This window comes from Loktanella sp. 3ANDIMAR09, assembly GCF_001420005.1.
GTDB lineage: Bacteria > Pseudomonadota > Alphaproteobacteria > Rhodobacterales > Rhodobacteraceae > Loktanella.
This window is the reverse complement of the sequence record NZ_LJAK01000001.1, coordinates 465,430-485,569: the sequence shown is the minus strand read 5'-3', so window position 1 is coordinate 485,569 and position 20,140 is coordinate 465,430. Positions and strand designations below refer to the sequence as shown.

General features: G+C 63.1%; 20 protein-coding genes and 1 riboswitch. Of the genes, 6 read left to right on the top strand and 14 right to left on the bottom strand.

Annotated features, from left to right (window positions below):
* Positions 1-21 precede the first annotated feature (21 nt).
* The 3 genes from AN189_RS02430 to thiB are packed head-to-tail and all read right to left on the bottom strand — an operon-like array spanning position 22 to position 3,174.
* Positions 22-714 (bottom strand): ATP-binding cassette domain-containing protein, encoded by a 693-nt coding sequence (locus AN189_RS02430; RefSeq protein ID WP_056030403.1) that lies wholly within the window; start codon positions 712-714, stop codon positions 22-24.
* Positions 701-2,224, bottom strand: a complete 1,524-nt coding sequence (locus AN189_RS02425) for a hypothetical protein (protein ID WP_056030400.1) — start codon at positions 2,222-2,224, stop codon at positions 701-703. The genes AN189_RS02430 and AN189_RS02425 overlap by 14 nt, the downstream gene beginning before the upstream one ends.
* Positions 2,200-3,174, bottom strand: coding sequence for a thiamine ABC transporter substrate binding subunit (gene thiB / locus AN189_RS02420; protein ID WP_056030397.1), 975 nt, complete (start codon positions 3,172-3,174; stop codon positions 2,200-2,202). The genes AN189_RS02425 and thiB overlap by 25 nt, the downstream gene beginning before the upstream one ends.
* A 34-nt stretch (positions 3,175-3,208) precedes the next feature.
* Positions 3,209-3,305: riboswitch (TPP riboswitch) on the bottom strand.
* A gap of 192 nt (positions 3,306-3,497) precedes the next feature.
* Between thiB and aroC the strand changes: the two genes are divergently transcribed.
* Positions 3,498-4,604 (top strand): chorismate synthase, encoded by a 1,107-nt coding sequence (gene aroC, locus AN189_RS02415; RefSeq protein WP_056030395.1) that lies wholly within the window; start codon positions 3,498-3,500, stop codon positions 4,602-4,604.
* Positions 4,605-4,677: 73 nt separating this feature from the next.
* Entirely contained in the window at positions 4,678-5,682 is a 1,005-nt protein-coding gene (locus tag AN189_RS02410) for a serine hydrolase (protein ID WP_056030391.1), read from the top strand.
* Here the strand turns inward: AN189_RS02410 and AN189_RS02405 are convergent.
* The 6 genes from AN189_RS02405 to AN189_RS02380 all read right to left on the bottom strand — a co-directional run bounded on the left by AN189_RS02405 (position 5,679) and on the right by AN189_RS02380 (position 11,729).
* Positions 5,679-6,560 carry a DMT family transporter gene (locus AN189_RS02405; protein ID WP_056030388.1) on the bottom strand — a complete coding sequence of 294 codons (882 nt, stop codon included), beginning with the start codon at positions 6,558-6,560 and terminating at the stop codon, positions 5,679-5,681. The two genes, AN189_RS02410 and AN189_RS02405, sit on opposite strands and share 4 nt — an antisense overlap.
* Before the next feature lie 67 nt (positions 6,561-6,627).
* Positions 6,628-6,918 (bottom strand): HU family DNA-binding protein, encoded by a 291-nt coding sequence (locus AN189_RS02400; RefSeq protein ID WP_056030386.1) that lies wholly within the window; start codon positions 6,916-6,918, stop codon positions 6,628-6,630.
* A gap of 145 nt (positions 6,919-7,063) precedes the next feature.
* The gene (locus tag AN189_RS02395) at positions 7,064-8,539 is read right to left on the bottom strand and encodes an AMP nucleosidase (RefSeq protein WP_056030737.1); all 1,476 of its coding nucleotides are present in this window, start codon (positions 8,537-8,539) and stop codon (positions 7,064-7,066) included.
* Positions 8,540-8,651: 112 nt separating this feature from the next.
* On the bottom strand, positions 8,652-9,131 hold the full coding sequence (locus AN189_RS02390) for a TspO/MBR family protein (protein WP_056030383.1): 480 nt from the start codon (positions 9,129-9,131) through the stop codon (positions 8,652-8,654).
* Between the two features lie 34 nt (positions 9,132-9,165).
* On the bottom strand, positions 9,166-10,188 hold the full coding sequence (gene crtB, locus AN189_RS02385) for a 15-cis-phytoene synthase (RefSeq protein ID WP_056030380.1): 1,023 nt from the start codon (positions 10,186-10,188) through the stop codon (positions 9,166-9,168).
* Positions 10,185-11,729, bottom strand: a complete 1,545-nt coding sequence (locus AN189_RS02380; protein ID WP_056030378.1) for a phytoene desaturase — start codon at positions 11,727-11,729, stop codon at positions 10,185-10,187. Before AN189_RS02380 ends, crtB begins: the two co-directional genes overlap by 4 nt.
* 123 nt (positions 11,730-11,852) lie before the next feature.
* Here AN189_RS02380 and crtA point away from each other — a divergent pair, with 123 nt between their 5' ends.
* The 4 genes from crtA to bchO are packed head-to-tail and all read left to right on the top strand — an operon-like array spanning position 11,853 to position 16,003.
* Positions 11,853-12,554: a spheroidene monooxygenase gene (gene crtA, locus AN189_RS02375; RefSeq protein ID WP_056030375.1), complete on the top strand. Its 702-nt coding sequence runs from the start codon at positions 11,853-11,855 to the stop codon at positions 12,552-12,554.
* Positions 12,551-13,555, top strand: a complete 1,005-nt coding sequence (gene bchI / locus AN189_RS02370) for a magnesium chelatase ATPase subunit I (RefSeq protein ID WP_056030372.1) — start codon at positions 12,551-12,553, stop codon at positions 13,553-13,555. The genes crtA and bchI overlap by 4 nt, the downstream gene beginning before the upstream one ends.
* Positions 13,548-15,158 carry a magnesium chelatase subunit D gene (locus AN189_RS02365; protein ID WP_253279529.1) on the top strand — a complete coding sequence of 537 codons (1,611 nt, stop codon included), beginning with the start codon at positions 13,548-13,550 and terminating at the stop codon, positions 15,156-15,158. The genes bchI and AN189_RS02365 overlap by 8 nt, the downstream gene beginning before the upstream one ends.
* On the top strand, positions 15,158-16,003 hold the full coding sequence (gene bchO / locus AN189_RS02360; RefSeq protein ID WP_056030370.1) for an alpha/beta fold hydrolase BchO: 846 nt from the start codon (positions 15,158-15,160) through the stop codon (positions 16,001-16,003). The genes AN189_RS02365 and bchO overlap by 1 nt, the downstream gene beginning before the upstream one ends.
* A 53-nt stretch (positions 16,004-16,056) precedes the next feature.
* Here bchO and AN189_RS02355 read toward each other — a convergent pair whose 3' ends face one another.
* From AN189_RS02355 to AN189_RS02335, 5 genes are all read right to left on the bottom strand, one after another.
* Positions 16,057-16,548 carry a cytochrome c family protein gene (locus AN189_RS02355; RefSeq protein WP_056030367.1) on the bottom strand — a complete coding sequence of 164 codons (492 nt, stop codon included), beginning with the start codon at positions 16,546-16,548 and terminating at the stop codon, positions 16,057-16,059.
* Positions 16,549-16,647: 99 nt separating this feature from the next.
* A complete protein-coding gene (gene hemA, locus AN189_RS02350; protein WP_056030363.1) occupies positions 16,648-17,862 on the bottom strand; it encodes a 5-aminolevulinate synthase in 1,215 nt (404 codons plus the stop codon).
* Positions 17,852-18,652 carry a putative photosynthetic complex assembly protein PuhE gene (gene puhE / locus AN189_RS02345; protein ID WP_056030359.1) on the bottom strand — a complete coding sequence of 267 codons (801 nt, stop codon included), beginning with the start codon at positions 18,650-18,652 and terminating at the stop codon, positions 17,852-17,854. Before puhE ends, hemA begins: the two co-directional genes overlap by 11 nt.
* Before the next feature lie 61 nt (positions 18,653-18,713).
* Positions 18,714-19,832 (bottom strand): magnesium-protoporphyrin IX monomethyl ester (oxidative) cyclase, encoded by a 1,119-nt coding sequence (gene acsF / locus AN189_RS02340; RefSeq protein WP_056030357.1) that lies wholly within the window; start codon positions 19,830-19,832, stop codon positions 18,714-18,716.
* Complete coding sequence (locus tag AN189_RS02335; RefSeq protein WP_056030354.1) at positions 19,829-20,125, bottom strand: hypothetical protein; 297 nt, start codon at positions 20,123-20,125, stop codon at positions 19,829-19,831. The genes acsF and AN189_RS02335 overlap by 4 nt, the downstream gene beginning before the upstream one ends.
* Between the last annotated feature and the right edge of the window lie 15 nt (positions 20,126-20,140).

Below are 20,140 nucleotides of genomic sequence, written 5' to 3'. Positions count from 1 at the left end.
CGCCCAACCGGCGGGCCTTTTTCATGTGCCCAGATAGGCTCGCAGGGCGGCTGGCGGGTCCGCAAACAACGCGGAGGCGGGCCGTGGTGGCTGCACCACCCCGTCTGCCACCAGAATGACCTGATCGGCCCATGCCCGGGCATCCGATGGATCATGGGTGACCATCAGCACGGTGCGCCCCGCCTGAACGAGCGTCCTGTGCACCAGTTCCAGCATCTCGGCCCGCAGGGCGGGGCCCAATGCTGCGAATGCCTCGTCCAGCAGCACAACAGGCAGGTCAGCCAGCAAGACACGCGCCAGTGCCGCACGGCTTTGCTGGCCGCCGGACAGCGCTGCCGGTTTGCGACGGCCAAGATCGCCCAGGCCCACGCGCCGCAGAACGTCGGCGATGCGACTGGTCTCTGCCGCTGACATCCGCAGACGCGGACCCAACGCCAGTCCGACATTCTGGGCAACGGTCAGATGCGGAAACAGGTTGTTGTCCTGAAACAGCATCGTCACGGGACGATCCCCCGGTGCGCGGCCCGACAGATCGCGACCATCCCATGCAATCTGCCCAGCTGCGGTGTCCAGAAAACCCGCAATCGCGGACAGCAACGTCGATTTGCCGCCCCCCGATGGTCCGATCACCGCAGTCAGACCCGGCCCGACATGCGCATCCGCAGTCAGCGTAAAATCACCGACCCGCAGGGTTACGTTGTCAAAGATCAGCATCGACGCGCCCTCCCCGGTCGCAAATCCAGAATGCCGCCAGCGACAGCCCCAGCAAAAGCAGCGCTGCACTTGCCGCTGCCTCCATCTGGTAGGCGCCCATCAGACGGTACATCGCCAGCGGCAGCGTTTCCTGCGCATCGGTGGCAAAAAGGGCGATCACACCCAGATCCCCCATCGAGAGTGCAGCGGCCAATCCAGCCGCAAACCCCAAGGGTCGCCGCAGACGCGGCAGCATCACGATACGCAGCGCCGCCCAGCCCGACAAACCCAGACTTTGTGACAGGCGATCATAGTTGGCACGCACGTCGCGCACCGCCGAGCCAAGCACCCGCAGACCGAACGGCAGCGCCAGCACCGCGTTCACGAGCATTGTCACCGGCAACGCCACGGCAGTTGGGCTGACAAAGGCATAAACGATGACGAACAGCCCTGTCCCCATGACCAGCGCGCTGGATGCAAGCGGTAGCACACCGACCAGATTGGCGATCAGCCCGCCCCTGAGCGCCAGGGAGAGCGCCATCAGAACGCTCAGGATCGTTGACCCCGCCGCGACAGCGATGGACCGGCCAGCTGCAGCCCATATGCTGTCCGGCAATTGCGTCAGTCCCGGCAGGCCGCGCAGCACGATCATCACCAATGGCGTCACCAGGAACAGCGTCACGGCCACCAGCCAGACCCAGTCCAGCGGGCTATGATCCCAGCGGGCAACGCCGCGATCCAGACCACCGCCCAAACCGTCCAGAGGCGTGATGCGCCAGGCAATCGCAGCGGCGACAGCGCAGAGCGCGAATTGCACGGCGGCCAGCAGCGCGGCACGCCCCAGATCGAAATCGAACCTTATGGCCTGATAGATTGCAAGTTCCACGGTCGTGGCGCGGGGCCCGCCGCCCAGGATCAGCGCCACCGCGAAACTGGTCAGGCAGATCAGGAAAATCACCAGTGCGGCCCCCGGCAGGACGCGTTGCAACATCGGCCATTCCAGCACACGCCACATCGGCGCATTCAGCTGCGCCGCCAGCCGGAAACGTTCGGACGGGATATCCAGCCAGCCTTGCAGGATCAGGCGAACGGCCAGTGGCAGGTTGAAAAACACATGCGCAAGGATGACACCCCCCGCGCCATAGATACTGACGGGCGCAATACCGATCAGGCCAAGCGCGTCGTTCGCGATCCCCCCCCGTCCAAACACCGCAAGCAGCCCCAGCACAGCCACGATGACCGGCAGCAGGAACGGCGCGCCCAGCAACATGACCAACGCAGACCGGCCCTTGAACTGACGCCGGGCCAGCGCGCGCGCCACGGGAATGGCCAGCAACACAGATACCACGGCCGAGGCCATCGCCTGCCACAGCGTGAACCGGATTGCCGCCCAATCAGCAGCCGAAAGGCCGCTGCCGACCTGCGCGCGCGTCGCGACGGCCACCAGCGTCCCCAGCGTCAGCACAAGGACCAGCGCGACCGACAGCCGCGCTGGCAGGCTGCGCATCACTGCGACAGCGCGTTGCGCCATGTCTCCAACGCCGTATCCCGAATTGCGGCCGCGTCCTGCGACGACAACAGCAATCCGGTTTCCGGCACGGTCAGCGTCCCGAACCCGTCCGGCAGCGCTACGTCAGTGGCCGGATACATCCAGTTTGTTGTCGGAATCACCTCCTGGAACGCGGGTGTGGCGATGAACGCCATGAACTGATCGGCCAGTGCCGACTGATCGGTGCCCGCGACCTTGGCCGCGACTTCGACCTGCAGATAGTTGCCGCCGTCAAACGCCCAGGATGTTTTCGTGGCGTCCTCTTCTGCGATCAGGTGGTAGGCAGGCGAGGTCGTATAGGACAGCACGGCGTCCGCCTCACCTTCGAGGAACAGGTTGTAGGCCTCGGTCCAGCCGGGGGTCACGGTGACGATGTTGTCGGACAGCGCCTCCCAGACCGCACCGGCCTCGTCGCCGTGGACGGCCTGCACCCACATCAGCAGGCCCAGCCCCGGTGTCGAGGACCGCGGATCCTGGATAACGATGCTCAGGTCGCTGTCGGCCAGTTCCCGAAATGAGGCGACCGCCGGAGTGTCGGCCCGCGCCACAAACGCGAGGTAGCCCCAGTCAAACGGCAGAAACGTGTCGTCGTCCCAGGTGATCGGCAGTGCAAAATCTGCCGTCACGCCATGCGGTGCGAACAGGCCGGTTGCCGCGGCAGCAGCGGTCAGGTTCGTATCCAGGCCAAGAACGACATCCGCATCCGTGCGCGCGCCCTCCAGTTGTAGCCGGGCGAGCAGGGCCGCCCCGTCGCCCGCCCCGGTAAAGACCAGATCACAGCCGCATTCCGCCTCGAACGCCTGTTCGATGGCCGGGCCAGGGCCCCATTCGGATGTGAAACTGTCGTAGGTATAAACGTTCAGTGTCGGTGTCTGCGCCAAGGCAGGGCTTGCACAGATCAGGGCCACGACGCTTGCAAAGGTGGTTTTCATGTCATCCTCCAAAACGACGGGCGGATTTGGGGACGACGTTATGCCGGACCTTCCCTCCGCCGGTCTTAACCGGTTCAGGTTCAACGGGTCCGCTTGCGCATCTCAGCCATATGGCCCCCCGAGGTACCCAACAGCTAGCGCCGCCTGCACCAAATGAAAAGAGGCCCGGGCATCCCGCGTCAGCACCGGGCGTTCTGACGCATGGATCACGGCATGACTTGCACCGGCACCGATTTGACGCAAAACACGGTGTCGTCGCTGCACCAGGTTGGACACAGCCTGCGCCTTGGGCTATCGCGGCGATCAGAAACGGAGCGTTGCGCATGTCATTCAACACCTTTGGTCATCTCTTTCGGTTCACCACCTGGGGCGAAAGCCATGGTCCCGCATTGGGTGCGACCGTCGATGGATGCCCGCCGGGCGTGCCGCTGGATGCCGCGATGATCCAGCAATGGCTGGACAAACGCCGCCCCGGCCAGAACCGCAACACCACCCAGCGAAATGAACCCGACGCCGTGGAAATCCTGTCCGGCGTCTACGAAGGGCAGACCACCGGCACGCCCATACAGCTGATGATCCGAAACACGGACCAACGGTCCAAGGATTACGGCGATATCCTGAACACATTCCGCCCGGGACATGCCGACATCACCTATCACCAGAAATACGGGTTGCGCGATCCGCGTGGCGGTGGACGGTCATCCGCCCGTGAAACAGCCGCGCGTGTGGCCGCAGGCGGCGTGGCACGCGCAGCCATCGGCGCAGTGGCACCAGGCGTGCAGGTCACAGGCTACATGGTGCAGATGGGCGAAAAGAAGATCGACCGCGACCGGTTCAACTGGGACCAGATCGCGCAGAACGATTTCTGGTGTCCTGATGCTCAGGCCGCTGCCGAATGGGAAGACTACCTGACCTGGCTGCGCAAGGACGACCACAATTCCGTCGGCGCGATCATCGAGGTGGTTGCCCGCGGCGTACCGGCGGGCATCGGTGCGCCGATCTATGCGAAACTCGATACCGACCTCGCCGCCGCAATGATGAGCATCAACGCCGTCAAGGGCGTCGAAATCGGCGAAGGCATGGCCGCCGCCGCGCTGACCGGCCGCGCCAACGCAGACGAGATCTTTATGGGGAATGACGGCCAGCCGGTCTATTCATCGAACCATGCGGGCGGCATTCTGGGCGGGATCAGCACGGGTCAGGATGTCGTCGTGCGGTTTGCGGTCAAACCTACGTCATCCATCCTGTCGCCGCGCCAGTCGATCACCATGGATGGCCAGCCGACCGAGGTGGTGACCAAGGGTCGTCACGACCCCTGTGTGGGCATTCGCGCCGTCCCTGTCGGAGAGGCGATGATGGCCTGCGTGATCCTTGACCACATCCTGCTGGATCGCGGCCAGACGGGCGGCGTGCGCGGGCGGATCGGCTGACACCTCACGACCGTTTGTCTGGTGTTTTGTCGCGGTTGGCCTAGCTGTCTGCCAATCGCGCAAGGGGAACGCCATGACACTGACACGCCGCACTTTGATCGCCGGGGCCGCTGCTCTGACAGCCTTGCCATTGCGCGCGCAGGCACAGCCCTGGCAGGCTGTGCTGGACCGCGCGGCCAGCTATGACCAGCTACATGCCATGGCAATCCATCAGGACGGCAGGCAGGTGCTGTCGCAGGCGTTTCGCGGCCCCGCCGTCGGGCGTATCGTGCCGATCAAATCGGTGTCGAAAACCATCGTCGCGGCCCTGACCGGCGCAGCCCTTGACCGGGGTGAGATCGCGAGCCTGGACGCCACATTGGCTGACATCGCGCCGGGGCTGATCCCCGCCGGTGCCGCCGATGGCGTGGGGGAGATCACGGTGGGCAACCTTGTGACCATGCAGGCGGGTCTGGAACGCACCTCTGGCGGCAATTATGGTGGGTGGATTGCCAGTCGCGACTGGGTGGCGGATGCGTTGCAACGCCCCTTTGTCGCGACGCCCGGCAGCAGCATGCAATATTCCACCGGCAGCTTTCACATTCTTGGCGCTGTCCTGTCGCAGGTCTCAGGACAAAGCCTGCTGACCCTCGCCCAGCGCCGTCTAGGTGACCCATTGGGGATCGAGGTGCCCGCATGGACCCGTGATCCGCAGGGCCGCTATCTGGGCGGGAACGAGATGGGCCTGACCCTGCCGGCCATAGTGCGGTTCGGCGAAATGTACCGCATGGGCGGGACATGGAATGGCAACCAGGTGCTGAGCACCGGCTGGGTCAATCAATCGTTCCAGCCACGCACGCGGTCGCAGTTTTCCGGCCTGGCCTATGGCTACGGCTGGTTTCTGGGGGAATCGGGGGGCGACCGCTATGCGTTGGCGCGGGGCTACGGCGGTCAGATCATCTGCGTCGTCCCCGGCCTCAATCTGACCGTGGCCATCACGTCGGACCCCATGCGCCCTGCCCGCAGCGGCGGCTATTTCGGCGATCTGATGCGCCTGCTGGATCAGGACATTTTGCCAGCCGCGCGCGCAGCAGCCTAGACCGGCGGCGGCACTGTCGTCTGTTTGCTGATCTGGACAGCAAGGATGCCCGCCGCGATCACGGCGACCCCCAGCACATCCGCAGGGCCGATCTTTTCTCCCAGCAGGACGGCGGCGATGACCACGCCCAGAAACGGGTTCAGGAAATGGAATGTCGACGCCTTGACCGCGCCGATGCGCCCCACCAGCGCGAACCAGACCAGTGTCGCCAGCACGCCCGGGACCAGCACGGTATAGCCAAAGGCAAGCCCCAGGCGCCAGTTCATGTCGATGACCGGTGTCTCGAACAGGACGGCAGGGATTGCACAGCAGATGAACCCGACGAACATCTGCAAGCCGACGATCATCATCAGGTTGCCACCCGATGACGCCCCCGCGACCGCCAGCGTCGCCACGGTGATCGATACCGCCGCCAGGGCACACAGCATCATGCCGAAGGGATCGCTGCCTGCACCCAGTCGCGCCGACATGATGATCGCGACACCAGCAAATCCCGCCAGCAAGCCTGCGACACCCAGCACAGGCAGACGCCTGCCAAAGATCAACCAGCCAGCCAGCGCCACCAGCAGCGGCATCGTCGAGGCCATGATCGATGCCAGCGACGCCTCGACCGTTTGCATGGCAACGAAATTCATCCCCAGATAAAGCGCGTTCTGGCAGACACCAAAGATGATGACACCGCGCCATTGCTGCCGTGTCAGGCGCATCCGCTGGCCCATCGCCAGCGCAATGCCGACAGCCACGATACCGGACATCAGGAACCGGGCCGCAAGGGCGGTCAGCGGTGGTGCGTATTCAACGATGATCCGGGCCGAGGTAAAGGCCGACGACCACATCGCGGCAAAGGCCACCCCCATCACCAGTGCCTTGATATCCATCGCTACAATCCAAACAAAAAGGGCCGCCCACGGGCGACCCTTTCCGTTATCCACACAAGATGCAAGATCAGCCGTTCACGCTGTCCTTGAGCGCCTTTGCGATCGTCATCTTGACGACCTTGTCGGCCTCTTTCTTCATCTGCTCGCCGGTGGCGGGGTTACGCACCATGCGCTCCGGGCGCTCGCGGCAATAGATCTTGCCGACGCCGGGCAGGGTCACGGCGCCGCCAGCAGAGACTTCTTCGGTGATGATATCGGTCACGGCTTCGAGAGCAGCGGTTGCCGTCTTCTTGTCTGTGTCCAGCTTCTCGGACAGCTTGGTCACGAGCTGTGCCTTGGTCAGCGGTTTGGTTGCCATGATGGTCTTCCTCCGGTTGAACCCCCTCTTGTTGGGGGCATTTCGCATCAATTCACGTAATGTTGTGGTAGACCACAACGAATAGTGCGGGCTGGCAAGCCCCAAAAGCACGCTTTGCGCATATTTTTAAGGGTTTTCGGCACTTTTAGAGGAATGCGGTCTCCTCGAACGACCGCAATTTACGGCTGTGTATGCGTTCGAGCGGCATATCGCGCAGTTTTTCCATCGCCCGGATACCGATCATCAGGTGATTTGCGACCTGCCCACGATAAAAATCAGACGCCATACCCGGCAATTTCAACTCTCCGTGCAGTGGTTTGTCGCTGACGCACAGCAGCGTGCCATAGGGTACGCGGAACCTAAAACCGTTGGCCGCGATCGTCGCACTTTCCATATCCAAGGCCACGGCACGCGACTGCGACAGCCGCTGCACCGGGCCGGAATGGTCGCGCAATTCCCAGTTGCGGTTGTCGATGGTGGCGACCGTGCCGGTGCGCATGATGCGCTTCAGCTCATAGCCTTCCAGCTTGGTGACTTCTTCGACGGCGTCTTCCAGCGCGATCTGTATTTCAGCCAGCGCCGGGATGGGCACCCAGACCGGCAGATCGTCGTCCAGCACGTGATCCTCGCGCAGATAGGCATGGGCCAGGACGAAATCGCCCAATCGCTGCGAATTGCGCAATCCGGCGCAATGGCCGACCATCAACCAGGCGTGCGGACGCAACACGGCGATATGATCGGTCGCCGTTTTCGCATTCGACGGGCCGACACCGATGTTCACCAGCGTGATCCCTGCACCATGCGCCCGCTTGAGGTGATAGGTCGGCATCTGCGGGGTTTTCGCCGTCGCGGCCAACGGCGCATCAGGATCGGTGATGACCGCATTCCCCGGCCCGACAAAGGCGGTATAGCCGCTGTCCGGATCGGCCAGCATCAATCGGGCGTAGGCCTCGAATTCCTCTACGTAGAACTGATAGTTGGTGAACAGGACGTGGTTCTGAAAATGCCCCGCGTCCGTCGCCGTGTAATGCGACAGGCGTGCCAGCGAATAATCGATCCGCTGCGCTGTAAAGGGTGCCAGCGGGCGCGCGCCATCGGGGTACAAAAAACCGCCGCCGTTCACGATATCATCGTGCGTCACCGCAAGATCGGGCACATCAAAGACGTCACGCAACTGAAAATCGGCGGCACCATCCTGCGGCACGGTAATGCTCTCGTCGCGGGCGACCGCAAAATGAACGGGCATCGGCGTTGATGATGCACCGACCTTGACGGCGACATCATGGTTTTTCATCAGCAGGCCCAGTTGCTGTTCGAGATAGTACCGAAACAGGTCTGGCCGGGTGATGGTCGTGGCGTAGGTGCCCGGTTCTGCCACGTGACCATAGGCCAGCCTGCTGTCCATCCGGGCGTGGCTGGTCGTCGTCAGGCGCACCTCCGGGTAGAACGCGCGATAGCTGTGATCGGCCGCCCCCGTGTTCAGCATGTGCTGAAAGGCGTCGGTCAGAAATCCGGCAGCGGCGTCGTATAATTCGCACAGACGCGCCACAGCCGCGGCTGGATCGGTAAATGCCTCTGCCTCTGGCACGTCGGGGGTCCGCAAGGGCAAGGGTCGTGTCATGGAGGGGCCTCCGCCGTTGGTTTGGTCCATTCAATCGCACCACGCCTGGCAGCACAATATTTCAAGCGGGTGACGGGATACGGCATGCCCCGCCCGCTCGGCTGCACAAGCCCTAGAGCTTGTGAATTTCCAGCGGTTTCTGATCCGGGTTCAGGCGCACGACCGTCAGGTTCAGCGCCCCGGCCACTGTCACCCACAAAAGGTACGGCACGAATGCAAGACCCGCCCAGAGATCCAGCATCAGATGCGTTACGGTCGCCCCGAATACCGACAGCCACAGGCCAGCCATGATGATCAGCGAGGCGCGCCAGTGCCGCAGGCCGAAAAATACCGGCGTCCATAGCGTGTTGAACGCGATCTGCGCGGCCCAGAACGCCATCGCCAGCCCGGCACCGGGGATCATCGCCACCCGCGCACCCGCGAATGCGATCAGCAGATAGATGCTGGTCCACATCACCGGAAAGGCCCAGTTCGGCGGGGTCCAGGCAGGTTTGTTCAGTTTCCGATACCATTCACCGGTCGGAAACATCGCCCCGGTGGTGCCTGCCGCAAATGTGGCGGCTAGGAAAACGAAAAACAAGAACGTGGTCATGGTGGGCACCTTTCGGGCTGCAATGACCCATTACTTATGCGCTTTGACCGCCGTTTCCATGACTCATTTCACGGGCCGACAAATCGGCCAGCGTATTCAGCACGGATGTCATGCGACGCCGCACTGGCTGGCCTTGGCAGGCTGCATCGACCAGAAACGCGACCTCTGGCAGCGGGTCGGCAAAAATCAGGGCAGACCGCGGCATGACCCCTGCCCCCAGCGCACGTACCCCAGCCTGACCGATCCACACCAGTTTCTGGGCGCGCGAGGTATGCGCGCGCTGCCCGATGGAGTCATAGCCCTGCCGTGTGACCTGACCGCCGATCCCGGCATAGATCAATCGCGCGGCCCAGATCCCCAACCGTGCCTGGCGCGGCAGACCGCTGATCCCGGCCTCGGACCGGCGATACAGGTGATCCGCCTCACGCAGCAGCGCCTTTGTCATGGCGCGCACCTGGGGCGTCGGACGCGGATCGGCCAGAAAGGCGTCAGCATCCATATCGTGCCCCGCCAGCCAGTCGGTCGGCAGGTAGATGCGGCCCGCACGGGCATCCTCGCCCACGTCGCGGGCGATGTTGGTCAATTGCATCGCCACACCCAGATCACAGGCCCGCGCCAGCGTATCGGCACAGCGCACCCGCATCAGGACGCACATCATCGCACCCACAGCACTGGCCACCCGCGCCGAATAGGCCCGCACGTCCGACAGCGTTGCATAGCGTCGTTCCTGCGCGTCCCACGCCAGCCCTTCGAGCAGGGCATCCGGCAGCGCGCGTGGCATGTCGTATTCCGCAATGATCGCGGCAAAGGCACGGTCCTCTGGCGCGTCCAGCGGCCTGCCCGCATAAGCCAGGTCCAGCCGGTCCCGCAGGCGCAGGACGGCAGCGGTCTTGTTGTTGCCTTCGTCCACTTCGTCATCCGCAAGCCGGCAAAAGGCATAAAGCGCCAGGGCCGGGTCCCGCACATTTGCAGGCAGCAGTTTCGAGGCCGCATGAAACGAAAGAGACCCCGTGCGGATCACCTCGCGGCAGTGGGCCAGATCATCGGGGCGGATCATTCAGCGGCCATTTTGTGGATAACGGGCATCGGCGCATCGGGCACCAGTTTGCCCAGCACCTCGGCACTGGACACGACACCGGGCACGCCTGCACCGGGATGTGTGCCTGCCCCGACGAGGAACAGACCCTTGGCCTCTTCGCTGACGTTATGCGGCCGGAACCATGCCGATTGCAGGATACGCGGTTCCAGCGAAAAGCCTGACCCGTTCGGCGACAGATAACGATCGCGGAAATCCTCTGGCGTGTAGATCAGGTCAGTCGTGATGTGGTCACGGAAACCCGGGATCAGACCATCCAGCACATCCGCAACCTTGTCGCGGTAGCGCAGCTTTTCGGCCTGCCAATCCACCGGATTGGCGTGCCCCAGATGCGGCACGGGCGACAATGCGTAAAAGGTATCATCGCCCGCAGGTGCGACCGACGGATCGGTGACAGACGGCCTGTGGACATAAAGTGACATGTCGTCGGCCAGCTTCCCCTTGATAAAGATATCCTTGAGCAGCGGACCGTAACGCGGTCCGGACAGGATCGTGTGATGCCCAGCATCGGGCCACATGGTGGCTGTGCCCTTGGTCCCGAAATACCAGACGAACAAACCCATGGACCAGCGACGGTTCTGCACCTTTTTCGCGGTCCAACGGCTGCGCGGCGCGTCTTTCATCAGCGTGCTGTAGGTATGGCCTGCGTCAGCATTGCTGACCACCAAAGGCGCGGCCAACCGTTCACCACCCTTAAGCGTGATGCCTTTTGCGGCACCATCCGCCACATCAATGCGGTCAACCACCGTGTTCAGCCGGATCGCACCGCCCTGTTCGCGGATGACACGCGCCATGGCGTCGGCCATCGCCTGCACGCCGCCCATCGCGTAGTGAACGCCGTATTCCTTTTCCAGATAACTCACGAGAGCATACATCGACGTCACGTTGTTCGGATCGCCACCGATGAACAGCGGATGAAACGACAATGCCATGCGCAGCCGATGATCCTTGACCCGCGATTTCGCCATGGCGTGAATCGACCGATCGGCGCGGAGCCATGCGAACTGCGGCAGCACCTTGATCGTGTCCCAGACACGATGCATCGGCTTGGCGACCATCCCCTCGAACCCGAGCTTGTAGCGGGCATGACTGTCGCGCAGGAAACGGTGGTAGCCCTTGACGTCGCGCGGCGACAGCCGGGCAACCTCGGCGGCCATGTCGTCAGTGTCACCGTTCACCCGAAAATGCGACCCGTCCGGCCAACGGATCGTATAGAACGGATCAAGTGGTTTCAGCGTCACGTCGCGATGAAAATCGCGCCCACAGGCGGCCCAAAGCTTTTCATAGACATGCGGCACCGTGACGATGGTTGGCCCAAGGTCAAAGCGGTGGCCGTCTTGCGTGACGGAGGACCCGCGCCCGCCGACCCGGTCAAGGCGGTCCACGACCGTCACGACATAGCCCTTGGCCCCCAGCCGCATTGCCGCCGCAAGGCCACCAAGGCCCGCACCCACAACAATCGCGCGCTGCGCCGTTTCCGAAGGAGAGTTGAGATCAAACATGAATAAATGCTACATCTGTAAATCAAAGTTGACAATCATATCTTTCAGATGGGCGAAAATCGAAAACCTTATTGCATTTCAACGCCAGACTGTCAGACTTAGTTGACACAACCCGAGTGAGCCGTGACCCAGACCGTCAGCCTTTCCCTGTATCGCTTTACCGGTGCGCGGGCCCGATTCTGGGCCATGACGCAGATGGCACTGGCGCGCGGGCCGCTGCGCCGCACACCGGGTATCGGGTTTCACAAACTGTGCGGTGCTGGCGTCGGGCACGGTTTCAGTCCGACGCTGAACCCCGACACCATCGCGATCCTTGCCACATGGAAAGACGAGGCAACGGCGCGCGAACGGACACGCACAGCGCCGGTCTTTGTCCGCTACGCCGACCGCGCAAGTGAGGATTATACCGTCCTGCTGCGCACCACATCAGCGCGCGGCGCATGGTCGGGCATTGCGCCGTTCACCGCTGGCCCCGCGACCGACGGACCACTGGCGGCGCTTACACGGGCGACGATCAAACCCAGCGTCCTGCGCCGTTTCTGGGGACGCGTGCCACGCCTGGACGACCTGATCGGCCACGACCCGAATGTGACCTTCAAGATCGGGATCGGTGAAATCCCGATGCTGCATCAGGTCACATTTTCCGTCTGGCCCTCGCTTGATAGCATGAACGCGTTCGCGCGCACCGGCCCCCACGCAGAAGCCATCCGTGCCGTGCGGCAAGAAGGCTGGTTTTCCGAAGAACTCTATGCCCGGTTCACCGTGTTATCGGACCGCGGCACCTGGGGCGGCACCGCCCCGCTGAACTTGAAAGGCTCGCTATGACCGCCCCCTTCCCGTTTTCCGCCATCGTCGGTCAGGACGAAATGAAACTGTCGATGATCCTGACGGCAATCGACCCATCCATCGGCGGCGTGCTGGTTTTCGGTGATCGCGGCACGGGCAAATCCACCGCCGTGCGCGCGCTGGCCGCATTGCTCCCGCCGATCAAGGTCGTGCAGGGGTGCCCCGTCAATTCCGCATCAAAGGCCGATGTGCCGGATTGGGCACGCGGCGCGGGCAAGGATATGGTCGAAGTGCCGACCCCTGTCGTGGATCTGCCGCTGGGCGCGTCAGAGGACCGGGTGACCGGCGCGCTGGATATCGAACGGGCACTGGGCGCGGGTGAACGCGCTTTCCAGCCCGGCCTGCTGGCGCGTGCGAACCGGGGCTACCTCTATATCGACGAGGTCAACCTGCTGGAGGATCACATCGTCGACCTTTTGCTGGACGTGGCGCAATCGGGCCGCAACCTGGTCGAACGAGACGGCCTGTCGATCAGCCACCCCGCACGGTTCGTTTTGGTCGGGTCCGGCAACCCCGAAGAGGGCGAACTGCGCCCGCAACTGCTGGACCGGTTCGGCCTGTCGGTCGAGGTTGCCAGCCCCAAGGACATCGACACCCGGATCGAAGTCATCCGCCGCCGTGACGCCTATGACAACGACAACACGGCGTTCATGCTGCGCTGGCAGGCAGAGGATGCAGGCGTGCGCGACCGCATTCTGACGGCGCGGGGCGCATTGAAGAAACTGAAAACGCCAGACAGTGCCCTGCGTGACGTGGCCGAACTGTGCCTCGCGCTGGGGTCTGATGGCCTGCGCGGTGAACTGACCCTGCTCAAGGCCGCGCGCGCCTATGCCGCCTGGCGCAACGACACCGCCCTGACCCGCAGCCATATCAAGCATGTGTCTGCGATGGCCCTGCGCCACCGCCTGCGCCGCGATCCACTGGACGAGGCAGGATCAGGTGCGCGGGTCGGGCGCGTCGTGGCTGACGTCCTTGGCTGAGGCATGGGATCACGCGCTGCTGGCCCTGCGGCTGGTCGCGCTGGACCCCGCATTGGGGGGCGTGCATTTGCGCGCGCGGTCCGGCCCGGTCCGCGATGCACTTCCACTGCCTGACGGCGTGCGCCTGCACCCTGCGATCGGCGACGACGCGCTCTTTGGCGGACTGGATCTGGCAACCACACTGGCCACAGGGCAGCTGCAATCGCAGACCGGTGTGCTTGACCGGCCAGGATCGCTGATCCTGACCATGGCCGAACGTTGTCAGCCACAATTGGCGGCAAGGCTTGCAGCGCATCTGGACGCGCAGCCCCGCGCGCTGATCCTGCTGGACGAAGGCACCGACGACGAGGCACCACCCGCTGGCTTATGCGAACGCGCAGCGTTCAGGGTGGACCTGTCCGGCGTCGCCTTGTCCGACATCACGGCATTGCCTGAAGGTCCCGAACCGACGGCTCACGCCACCCTCGGCCCTGACATCGCGGCACAGATGACCGCCCTTGGGGCGGCTTACGGCATCGACAGCCTGCGCGCGCCCATCCTGGCGCTGCGCTGTGCCCGTGCACTCGCCCGGTTGGATGCCATGGCCACTGTCACCGAGGAACACGTCACCACCGCCTGCGGCCTCGTCTTTGGACACCGGGCAACCCAATTGCCAGAGCCACTCCAAGAAGACGAGCCGCAGCAAGCCCCGCAGGATGACGTGCCTGACACCGAGGATCGTCAGGGGACCGATCTGGATATTCCGGACGAGCTGTTGCTGGAGGCCGTTCGCGCCATGATCCCCGACGATCTGCTCGACCGGCTGCGCGCGACCCGCGCGACCGCAGGCAAAGGGGCCGGGTCAGGTGCAAAAACACGCAGCAACCGACGCGGCAGACCGCTGCCTTCGCGGCCCGGACGGCTCGATACGGCGGCACGGATCGACGTTGTGGCGACGCTGCGGGCTGCCGCACCATGGCAGACCATCCGGCGCAACGAAACGGGCCGCGTCGGGTTGCACATCCGCGCCACCGACATTCATATCCGCAGATTCGAGGAACAGACTGATCGCCTGCTGATCTTTGCGGTGGATGCCTCGGGCTCTGCCGCACTCGCACGTCTGGCAGAGGCAAAGGGCGCGGTAGAGTTGCTGCTGACGCAGGCCTATGCACGCCGCGACCACGTCGCGCTGGTCAGTTTTCGCGGACCCGGTGCAGAGATCCTGCTACCGCCGACCCGCAGCCTGGTGCAGACCAAACGGCGTCTCGCCGCGCTGCCAGGTGGGGGCGGCACCCCGCTGGCGGCGGGTCTGGACAGCGCAGGCGAACTCGCGATCCTGGCACGCAGGCGCGGCATGACCCCGACGATTTGCCTGCTGACCGATGGCAAGGCCAATATTGCCCGGGACGGTTCTGGTGATCGCGCACGGGCCGCCGCCGACGCACAGACCGCCGCCCGCATGATCCGGGCCCAAGGGATCGAGGCGCTGATCATAGACACCGGACAGCGCCCAAACCCGCAGCTACGCACGCTGGCCCAGACGCTGGACGCACCATACCTGCCATTGCCACGCGCGGACTCACAGCGTCTGGCCCGCGCTGTTGACGCAGCTTTGCCCGCCTGATGCGCTGGCCCCCGCCCCCTGACTGGCCGATGGCCGAGGTGTCACGCCGCGTTGTCAGCGGCCCACATCGCTGGCACGTCCAAGAGGCAGGCACCGGCCCCACGATCCTGCTGCTGCACGGATCAGGCGGTGCCACACAAAGCTGGCGGGGCGTGTTCCCGCTGTTGGCTGCGGATTTTCACGTCATCGCAATCGACATGCCCGGACAGGGTTTCACCGCCGGCGCGCGCGACCGGTCCGGCGTGGCAGACACCGCAACGGACCTTGCGGCACTTTGCGCGCAAGAGGGCTGGACGCCCGATTTGCTGGTGGGACATTCCGCAGGCGCGCCCATCGCGTTGCAACTGGTGCTGAACGGGATGCGCCCGGCGCGCGGCGTTCTGGGAATCAATGCTGCACTACAAACCTTTGACGGTGTTGCTGGCTGGCTGTTCCCGGTGCTGGCCAAGGCGCTGGCCGCCGCCCCATTCACAGCACCCCTCTTTGCAGCAACCACAACCGAAGGCCGGGTGCGTCGCCTGCTGGACGGCACCGGGTCACAGATCGGGCCAGAAGGACAGCGGCTGTATCTTGCGCTGGCATCGGACACGGATCACGTCAGCGGGACGCTGGCGCAGATGGCACAATGGAATCTGGAGTCCTTGTCGCAGGCACTGCCACAGGTTGACGTACCGGTTTTGCTGCTGATCGGTGACAACGACCCTGCGGTGCCGCCATCCGTCAGTCTGCGCGCCTCTGCGCGTATGTCACAGGCCGAAACCCGCAGTCTGGGCCCGCTTGGTCATCTTGCACATGAAGAAGACCCCGCTGCCATCGCCCGCATCATCAGGGTCATGTTCCAATAAAAAAAGCCGCTGCACATCGGTGCAGCGGCCTCTTTGAATGATGCAGACGACGATTAGCTGCCTTCGGCTGCGGCCTCGAGTGCTGCGGCCTGTGCTTCTTGATCGCCAAAGGTCGCAAGGAAGGCATAGAGGTCATAGGCCTCTGCCTCTTGGCGGACCTGATAGGCCATCTTGCCGCGTGCACGACGGTTGTCGAGCTCTTCACGCAGCCAGCCGGTCGGATCCTGCACGTAACCGACGAATGCCTCTTCGGTCCAGACGCGGCCAGCCTCGCCCAGTTCGATCAGCGAATCGCTGTAGGCGAAATCCTCGACGCTGCCCATGGTGCGACCAGCCACACCATAGAGGTTCGGTCCGACCTGTGCGTTGCGGCCTGCCAGAACTTCGTCCGTTTCGGGATCCTGCACGACGTGGCATGCGACGCACTGGCGGTTGAATTGCTCTTCGCCGGATGCAGCGTCGCCCTGAAATGCAGTGGCTTCGCTTTGGGCGAATGCGGGTGCTGCAAGTACCGTCAGCGCGGCTGCGATTGCGAACGTCTTCATTGTAGTCCTCCTATCGAAAGGGCGGATGCCCATATTCTGCTTTGTGAACCTAGCGTCTTCTTTGGTGCCGTCCAGAACGCATTCACACCTGTGGCGGAATCACGCAACGGCCCGTGACATCGCACATTGCCGCCACAAGGTCCGCAACGCCATCATCAAATGTTCGATGTCCTCATCGGTATGCAGCGGCGAGGGGGTAAAACGCAGACGCTCTGTCCCCTTGGGCACAGTGGGATAATTGATGGGTTGGACGTAAATATTCCATTCCGTCATCAGATAATCCGCCAACATCCGGCACTTGACCGGGTCCTTGATCATCACGGGCACGATATGGCTGTCGTTTGCCAGATGGGGAATCCCCGCCTTGTCCAGTTCCTCGCGCAGGCGCGCGACCTGGCGGCGTTGCTGCAACCGTTCCGCATCCGAATTTTTCAGATGCACGATGGACGCGCGGGCCGCGGCTGCCACCGCAGGCGGCAGGGCCGTCGTAAAAATGAAGCCAGAGGCGAAACTGCGGATGAAATCGCACATCGCAGCAGACCCTGTGATGTAGCCACCGACGACGCCGAATGCCTTGCCCAGCGTGCCCTCGATCAGGGTGATACGATCGGCAACGCCGTCACGTTCGCTGACACCGCCGCCACGTGCACCATAAAGGCCCACGCCGTGCACCTCGTCCAGATAGGTCATGGCACCGTATTTCTCGGCCACATCGACGATCGCTTCGATCGGGGCGATATCACCGTCCATTGAATAGACCGACTCAAATGCGACGATCTTGGGCACGTCGGCCGGCAATGCTGCCAGCTTGGCCTCGAGGTCGGCCACGTCGTTGTGGTTCCAGATCACCTTGGTCGCGCGGGAATGGCGGATGCCCTCGATCATGCTGGCATGGTTGCCGGCATCCGACAGGATGACGCAATCCTTGAGGCGGCTGCCCAGCGTCGACAGCGCAGCCCAGTTCGACACATAGCCCGAGGTGAACAAAAGCGCCGATTCCTTGCCATGCAGGTCGGCCAGTTCGGCCTCCAACAGCAGGTGGTCGTGGTTGGTGCCGGAAATGTTGCGTGTTCCGCCAGCACCTGTCCCGGTGCGGCGCACGGCCTCGCACATGGCATCCACGACCTTGGGATGCTGGCCCATGCCGAGGTAGTCATTGGAACACCACACCGTCACGTCACGCTTGCCATCCTCGAAATGGCTGGCCGCCTTGGGGAATTTGCCACAGGCGCGTTCCAGATCGGCGAAATACCGATAGTTTCCGTCCTGCTTCAGCTGATCCAGCTGCGCATTGAATAGCGCGTCAAAGTCCATTTTCGTCCCCTTCGGTCTTGGTCTTGCTGGGCAGCATCCACGCCCAGAGTTTTGCATCAGGCAATGGAATGACCATCAGCCAGTGTTCAATCAGCGCCAGTGCCGCAAGGGCGGTCAGCAGCGCGTAGCCGGTGGTCGTGGCATAGGTCTGCGCCCCCCACAGCCGTTCCGTGCAGACAGCCAGCAAGGCCGTCAGAATGGTGATCGCCAGCGGAAACATCCAGGTGACGGGTCCGCGCCGGAAATAGGTTTTCAGATGGGTCAACGGGACAGGCACAAAATCCGTGTTGATCCGGGGCACCCCCAGAAACAGGTTCAGCTTGGCCGTGATACGCGCCAGAAACAAAATGAGATAGGTCGCCAGCGCGAGCTGATTTGCAGCACCCGTGCTGACCAGCGTCAGCGTCAGCGCTCCCGTGGCCAGCGCCAATTCATGATAGCCGACAGTGGCGAACGCCCGCTGGAACCGCGGCCAACCCGCCAGCCCCGGTGGGCAATCGTCCCGTTGCCAGCCGCTGATGACACCGGTCAGAAACGCCAGTTCAACCCAGCCCCAGATCGCCAGGGCTCCCAGGAAACCGGCATAGATCCCTGTCACGGACGCATCCCCCAGCGACAGCGACACAAGCAGGCCGCCCCCCCCAAGCAAGGGAAGTCCGGTGAGAGTCGCCCACAGCGGTGCCCGCCCGCCCAGACGATCTGACAACCGCACGACCAGCAGAATTGCCCCGGTGAAAAACCACCAGAGAAACACAGCCAGGCCAACGGAAAGCCAGATCGGTCCGGTCATGATCTGGCGCCCCCCGAATTTTCGCGAAAATTCGAGCCAGCGCCCCTATATGCGGTCACACTCAATAGACTGGTTCCAGCCGCGGGCTGTCAGGCACCACATTTTTCTGGACCGGGATTGTCAGCAGGCTGACAAAATTCACGCCAGCCTTGATCCGACCGCCCAGCGCCTTGAGCTTGCCACCCAAGCCGCCCTGGCGTTCGCCCGCAGCAATCTGGACATTCGCGTCCTGAATGCGGTTCAGGGTCGGCTGCCAGCGCGGATGGTCGATATCCAGCGTCATCGGGAATACCTGGCGGGTGATTTCGGACGTCTTGCGGAACACCTCCTGGCCATACCATGCCGGATCGACGCCCAGCGCCTTGTGGAATTCCGGGCGCTGGTGATCGCGCACCCACATGGTCGCAAACACGGCCGTCAGGAAAAACTTGATCCACATCTTGTTCACGCGGCTTTCCGTCAGCGCAGGGTCGGTCTTCATCAGCAAGGCAAAGGCCTCACCATGCGAAAACTCGTCGTTGCACCATTCGCGGAACCACTTGAAAATCGGATGAAACCGTTTTTCGGGATGCGCCTCGAGGTGGCGGAAAATCGTGATGTAGCGGGCGTAGCCGATCTTTTCGCTCAGATAGGTGGCGTAGTAGATAAACTTGGGCCGGAAATAGGTGTATTTCTTGGACTGCGTCAGAAACCCGAGGTTCACCGCGATGCCGGCCTCGCGCAGGGCGTCGTTGATGAACCCCGCGTGCCGCGCCTCGTCCCGTGCCATCAGTTGAAACAGCGTCGTGATGTCCTCGTTGGACCCGCGCCGTTTCATTTCCTTGTACAGCACACAGCCTGAAAATTCGGCCGTGCAGCTCGAGATCAGAAAGTCGATGAATTCGGCCTTCAGCTTGGGCTCCATCCCGTCCCAATCCACGGTATCCCAATCTGCCGTTTTCTTGAAATGGCCCTTGTTGGGGTCTGCCTTCATCTGCGCGATCAGAACGTCCCATTCAGCGCGCACGGGTGTCACGTCGATCGCATCCATCTCGTCGAAATCGGTGGTGTAGAAACGCGGGGTCAGCAGCGTGTTCTGCATGGCGACACGGGTCGCGTCCTCGTTGGTCAGGGGCGGCAGCGCCTCTTGGGCGGCGATGGCTTCTTCGGCCGTGGTCGCGTCGGATGAGTGCATGTTCATGACAAAACCTCCTCGGAGAAGCTGAATTCGCACAGCTCCATGAATTCGAAATCACCCGTCGCGCGGGTCCACAGTTGTTCCAGCTTGCTCGCACGGGTGATGACCGCAGTGCGCTTTTCCTCGACCAGCTCGCCAAAGGCCGCGAGGATCTCTGGCCCTTGCACCTGAACGGTGTCACCGGGATTGACCGTGGTGCCGTTGTCGAACCGCACGTGCGCGCTCAACTCTTCGAACCGATGAGAGATCGTCACCGTGCAAGGTGCTGTCTCTGTTTCCTTCGTTATCCATCCCATGTGTGTTCCCTTTCA

Bases quoted from the DNA above. Each gene is read 5' to 3' on its own strand.
- AN189_RS02335 (WP_056030354.1), bottom strand. From the start codon at position 20,125: ATGGGATGGATAACGAAGGAAACAGAGACAGCACCTTGCACGGTGACG.
- AN189_RS02400 (WP_056030386.1), bottom strand. From the start codon at position 6,918: ATGGCAACCAAACCGCTGACCAAGGCACAGCTCGTGACCAAGCTGTCC.
- thiB (WP_056030397.1), bottom strand. From the start codon at position 3,174: ATGAAAACCACCTTTGCAAGCGTCGTGGCCCTGATCTGTGCAAGCCCT.
- AN189_RS02395 (WP_056030737.1), bottom strand. From the start codon at position 8,539: ATGACACGACCCTTGCCCTTGCGGACCCCCGACGTGCCAGAGGCAGAG.
- hemA (WP_056030363.1), bottom strand. From the start codon at position 17,862: ATGGACTTTGACGCGCTATTCAATGCGCAGCTGGATCAGCTGAAGCAG.
- aroC (WP_056030395.1), top strand. From the start codon at position 3,498: ATGTCATTCAACACCTTTGGTCATCTCTTTCGGTTCACCACCTGGGGC.
- crtB (WP_056030380.1), bottom strand. From the start codon at position 10,188: ATGATCCGCCCCGATGATCTGGCCCACTGCCGCGAGGTGATCCGCACG.
- puhE (WP_056030359.1), bottom strand. From the start codon at position 18,652: ATGACCGGACCGATCTGGCTTTCCGTTGGCCTGGCTGTGTTTCTCTGG.
- bchI (WP_056030372.1), top strand. From the start codon at position 12,551: ATGACCGCCCCCTTCCCGTTTTCCGCCATCGTCGGTCAGGACGAAATG.
- AN189_RS02405 (WP_056030388.1), bottom strand. From the start codon at position 6,560: ATGGATATCAAGGCACTGGTGATGGGGGTGGCCTTTGCCGCGATGTGG.
- AN189_RS02410 (WP_056030391.1), top strand. From the start codon at position 4,678: ATGACACTGACACGCCGCACTTTGATCGCCGGGGCCGCTGCTCTGACA.
- AN189_RS02390 (WP_056030383.1), bottom strand. From the start codon at position 9,131: ATGACCACGTTCTTGTTTTTCGTTTTCCTAGCCGCCACATTTGCGGCA.
- AN189_RS02355 (WP_056030367.1), bottom strand. From the start codon at position 16,548: ATGAAGACGTTCGCAATCGCAGCCGCGCTGACGGTACTTGCAGCACCC.
- AN189_RS02430 (WP_056030403.1), bottom strand. From the start codon at position 714: ATGCTGATCTTTGACAACGTAACCCTGCGGGTCGGTGATTTTACGCTG.
- AN189_RS02380 (WP_056030378.1), bottom strand. From the start codon at position 11,729: ATGTTTGATCTCAACTCTCCTTCGGAAACGGCGCAGCGCGCGATTGTT.
- AN189_RS02425 (WP_056030400.1), bottom strand. From the start codon at position 2,224: ATGGCGCAACGCGCTGTCGCAGTGATGCGCAGCCTGCCAGCGCGGCTG.
- acsF (WP_056030357.1), bottom strand. From the start codon at position 19,832: ATGAACATGCACTCATCCGACGCGACCACGGCCGAAGAAGCCATCGCC.
- bchO (WP_056030370.1), top strand. From the start codon at position 15,158: ATGCGCTGGCCCCCGCCCCCTGACTGGCCGATGGCCGAGGTGTCACGC.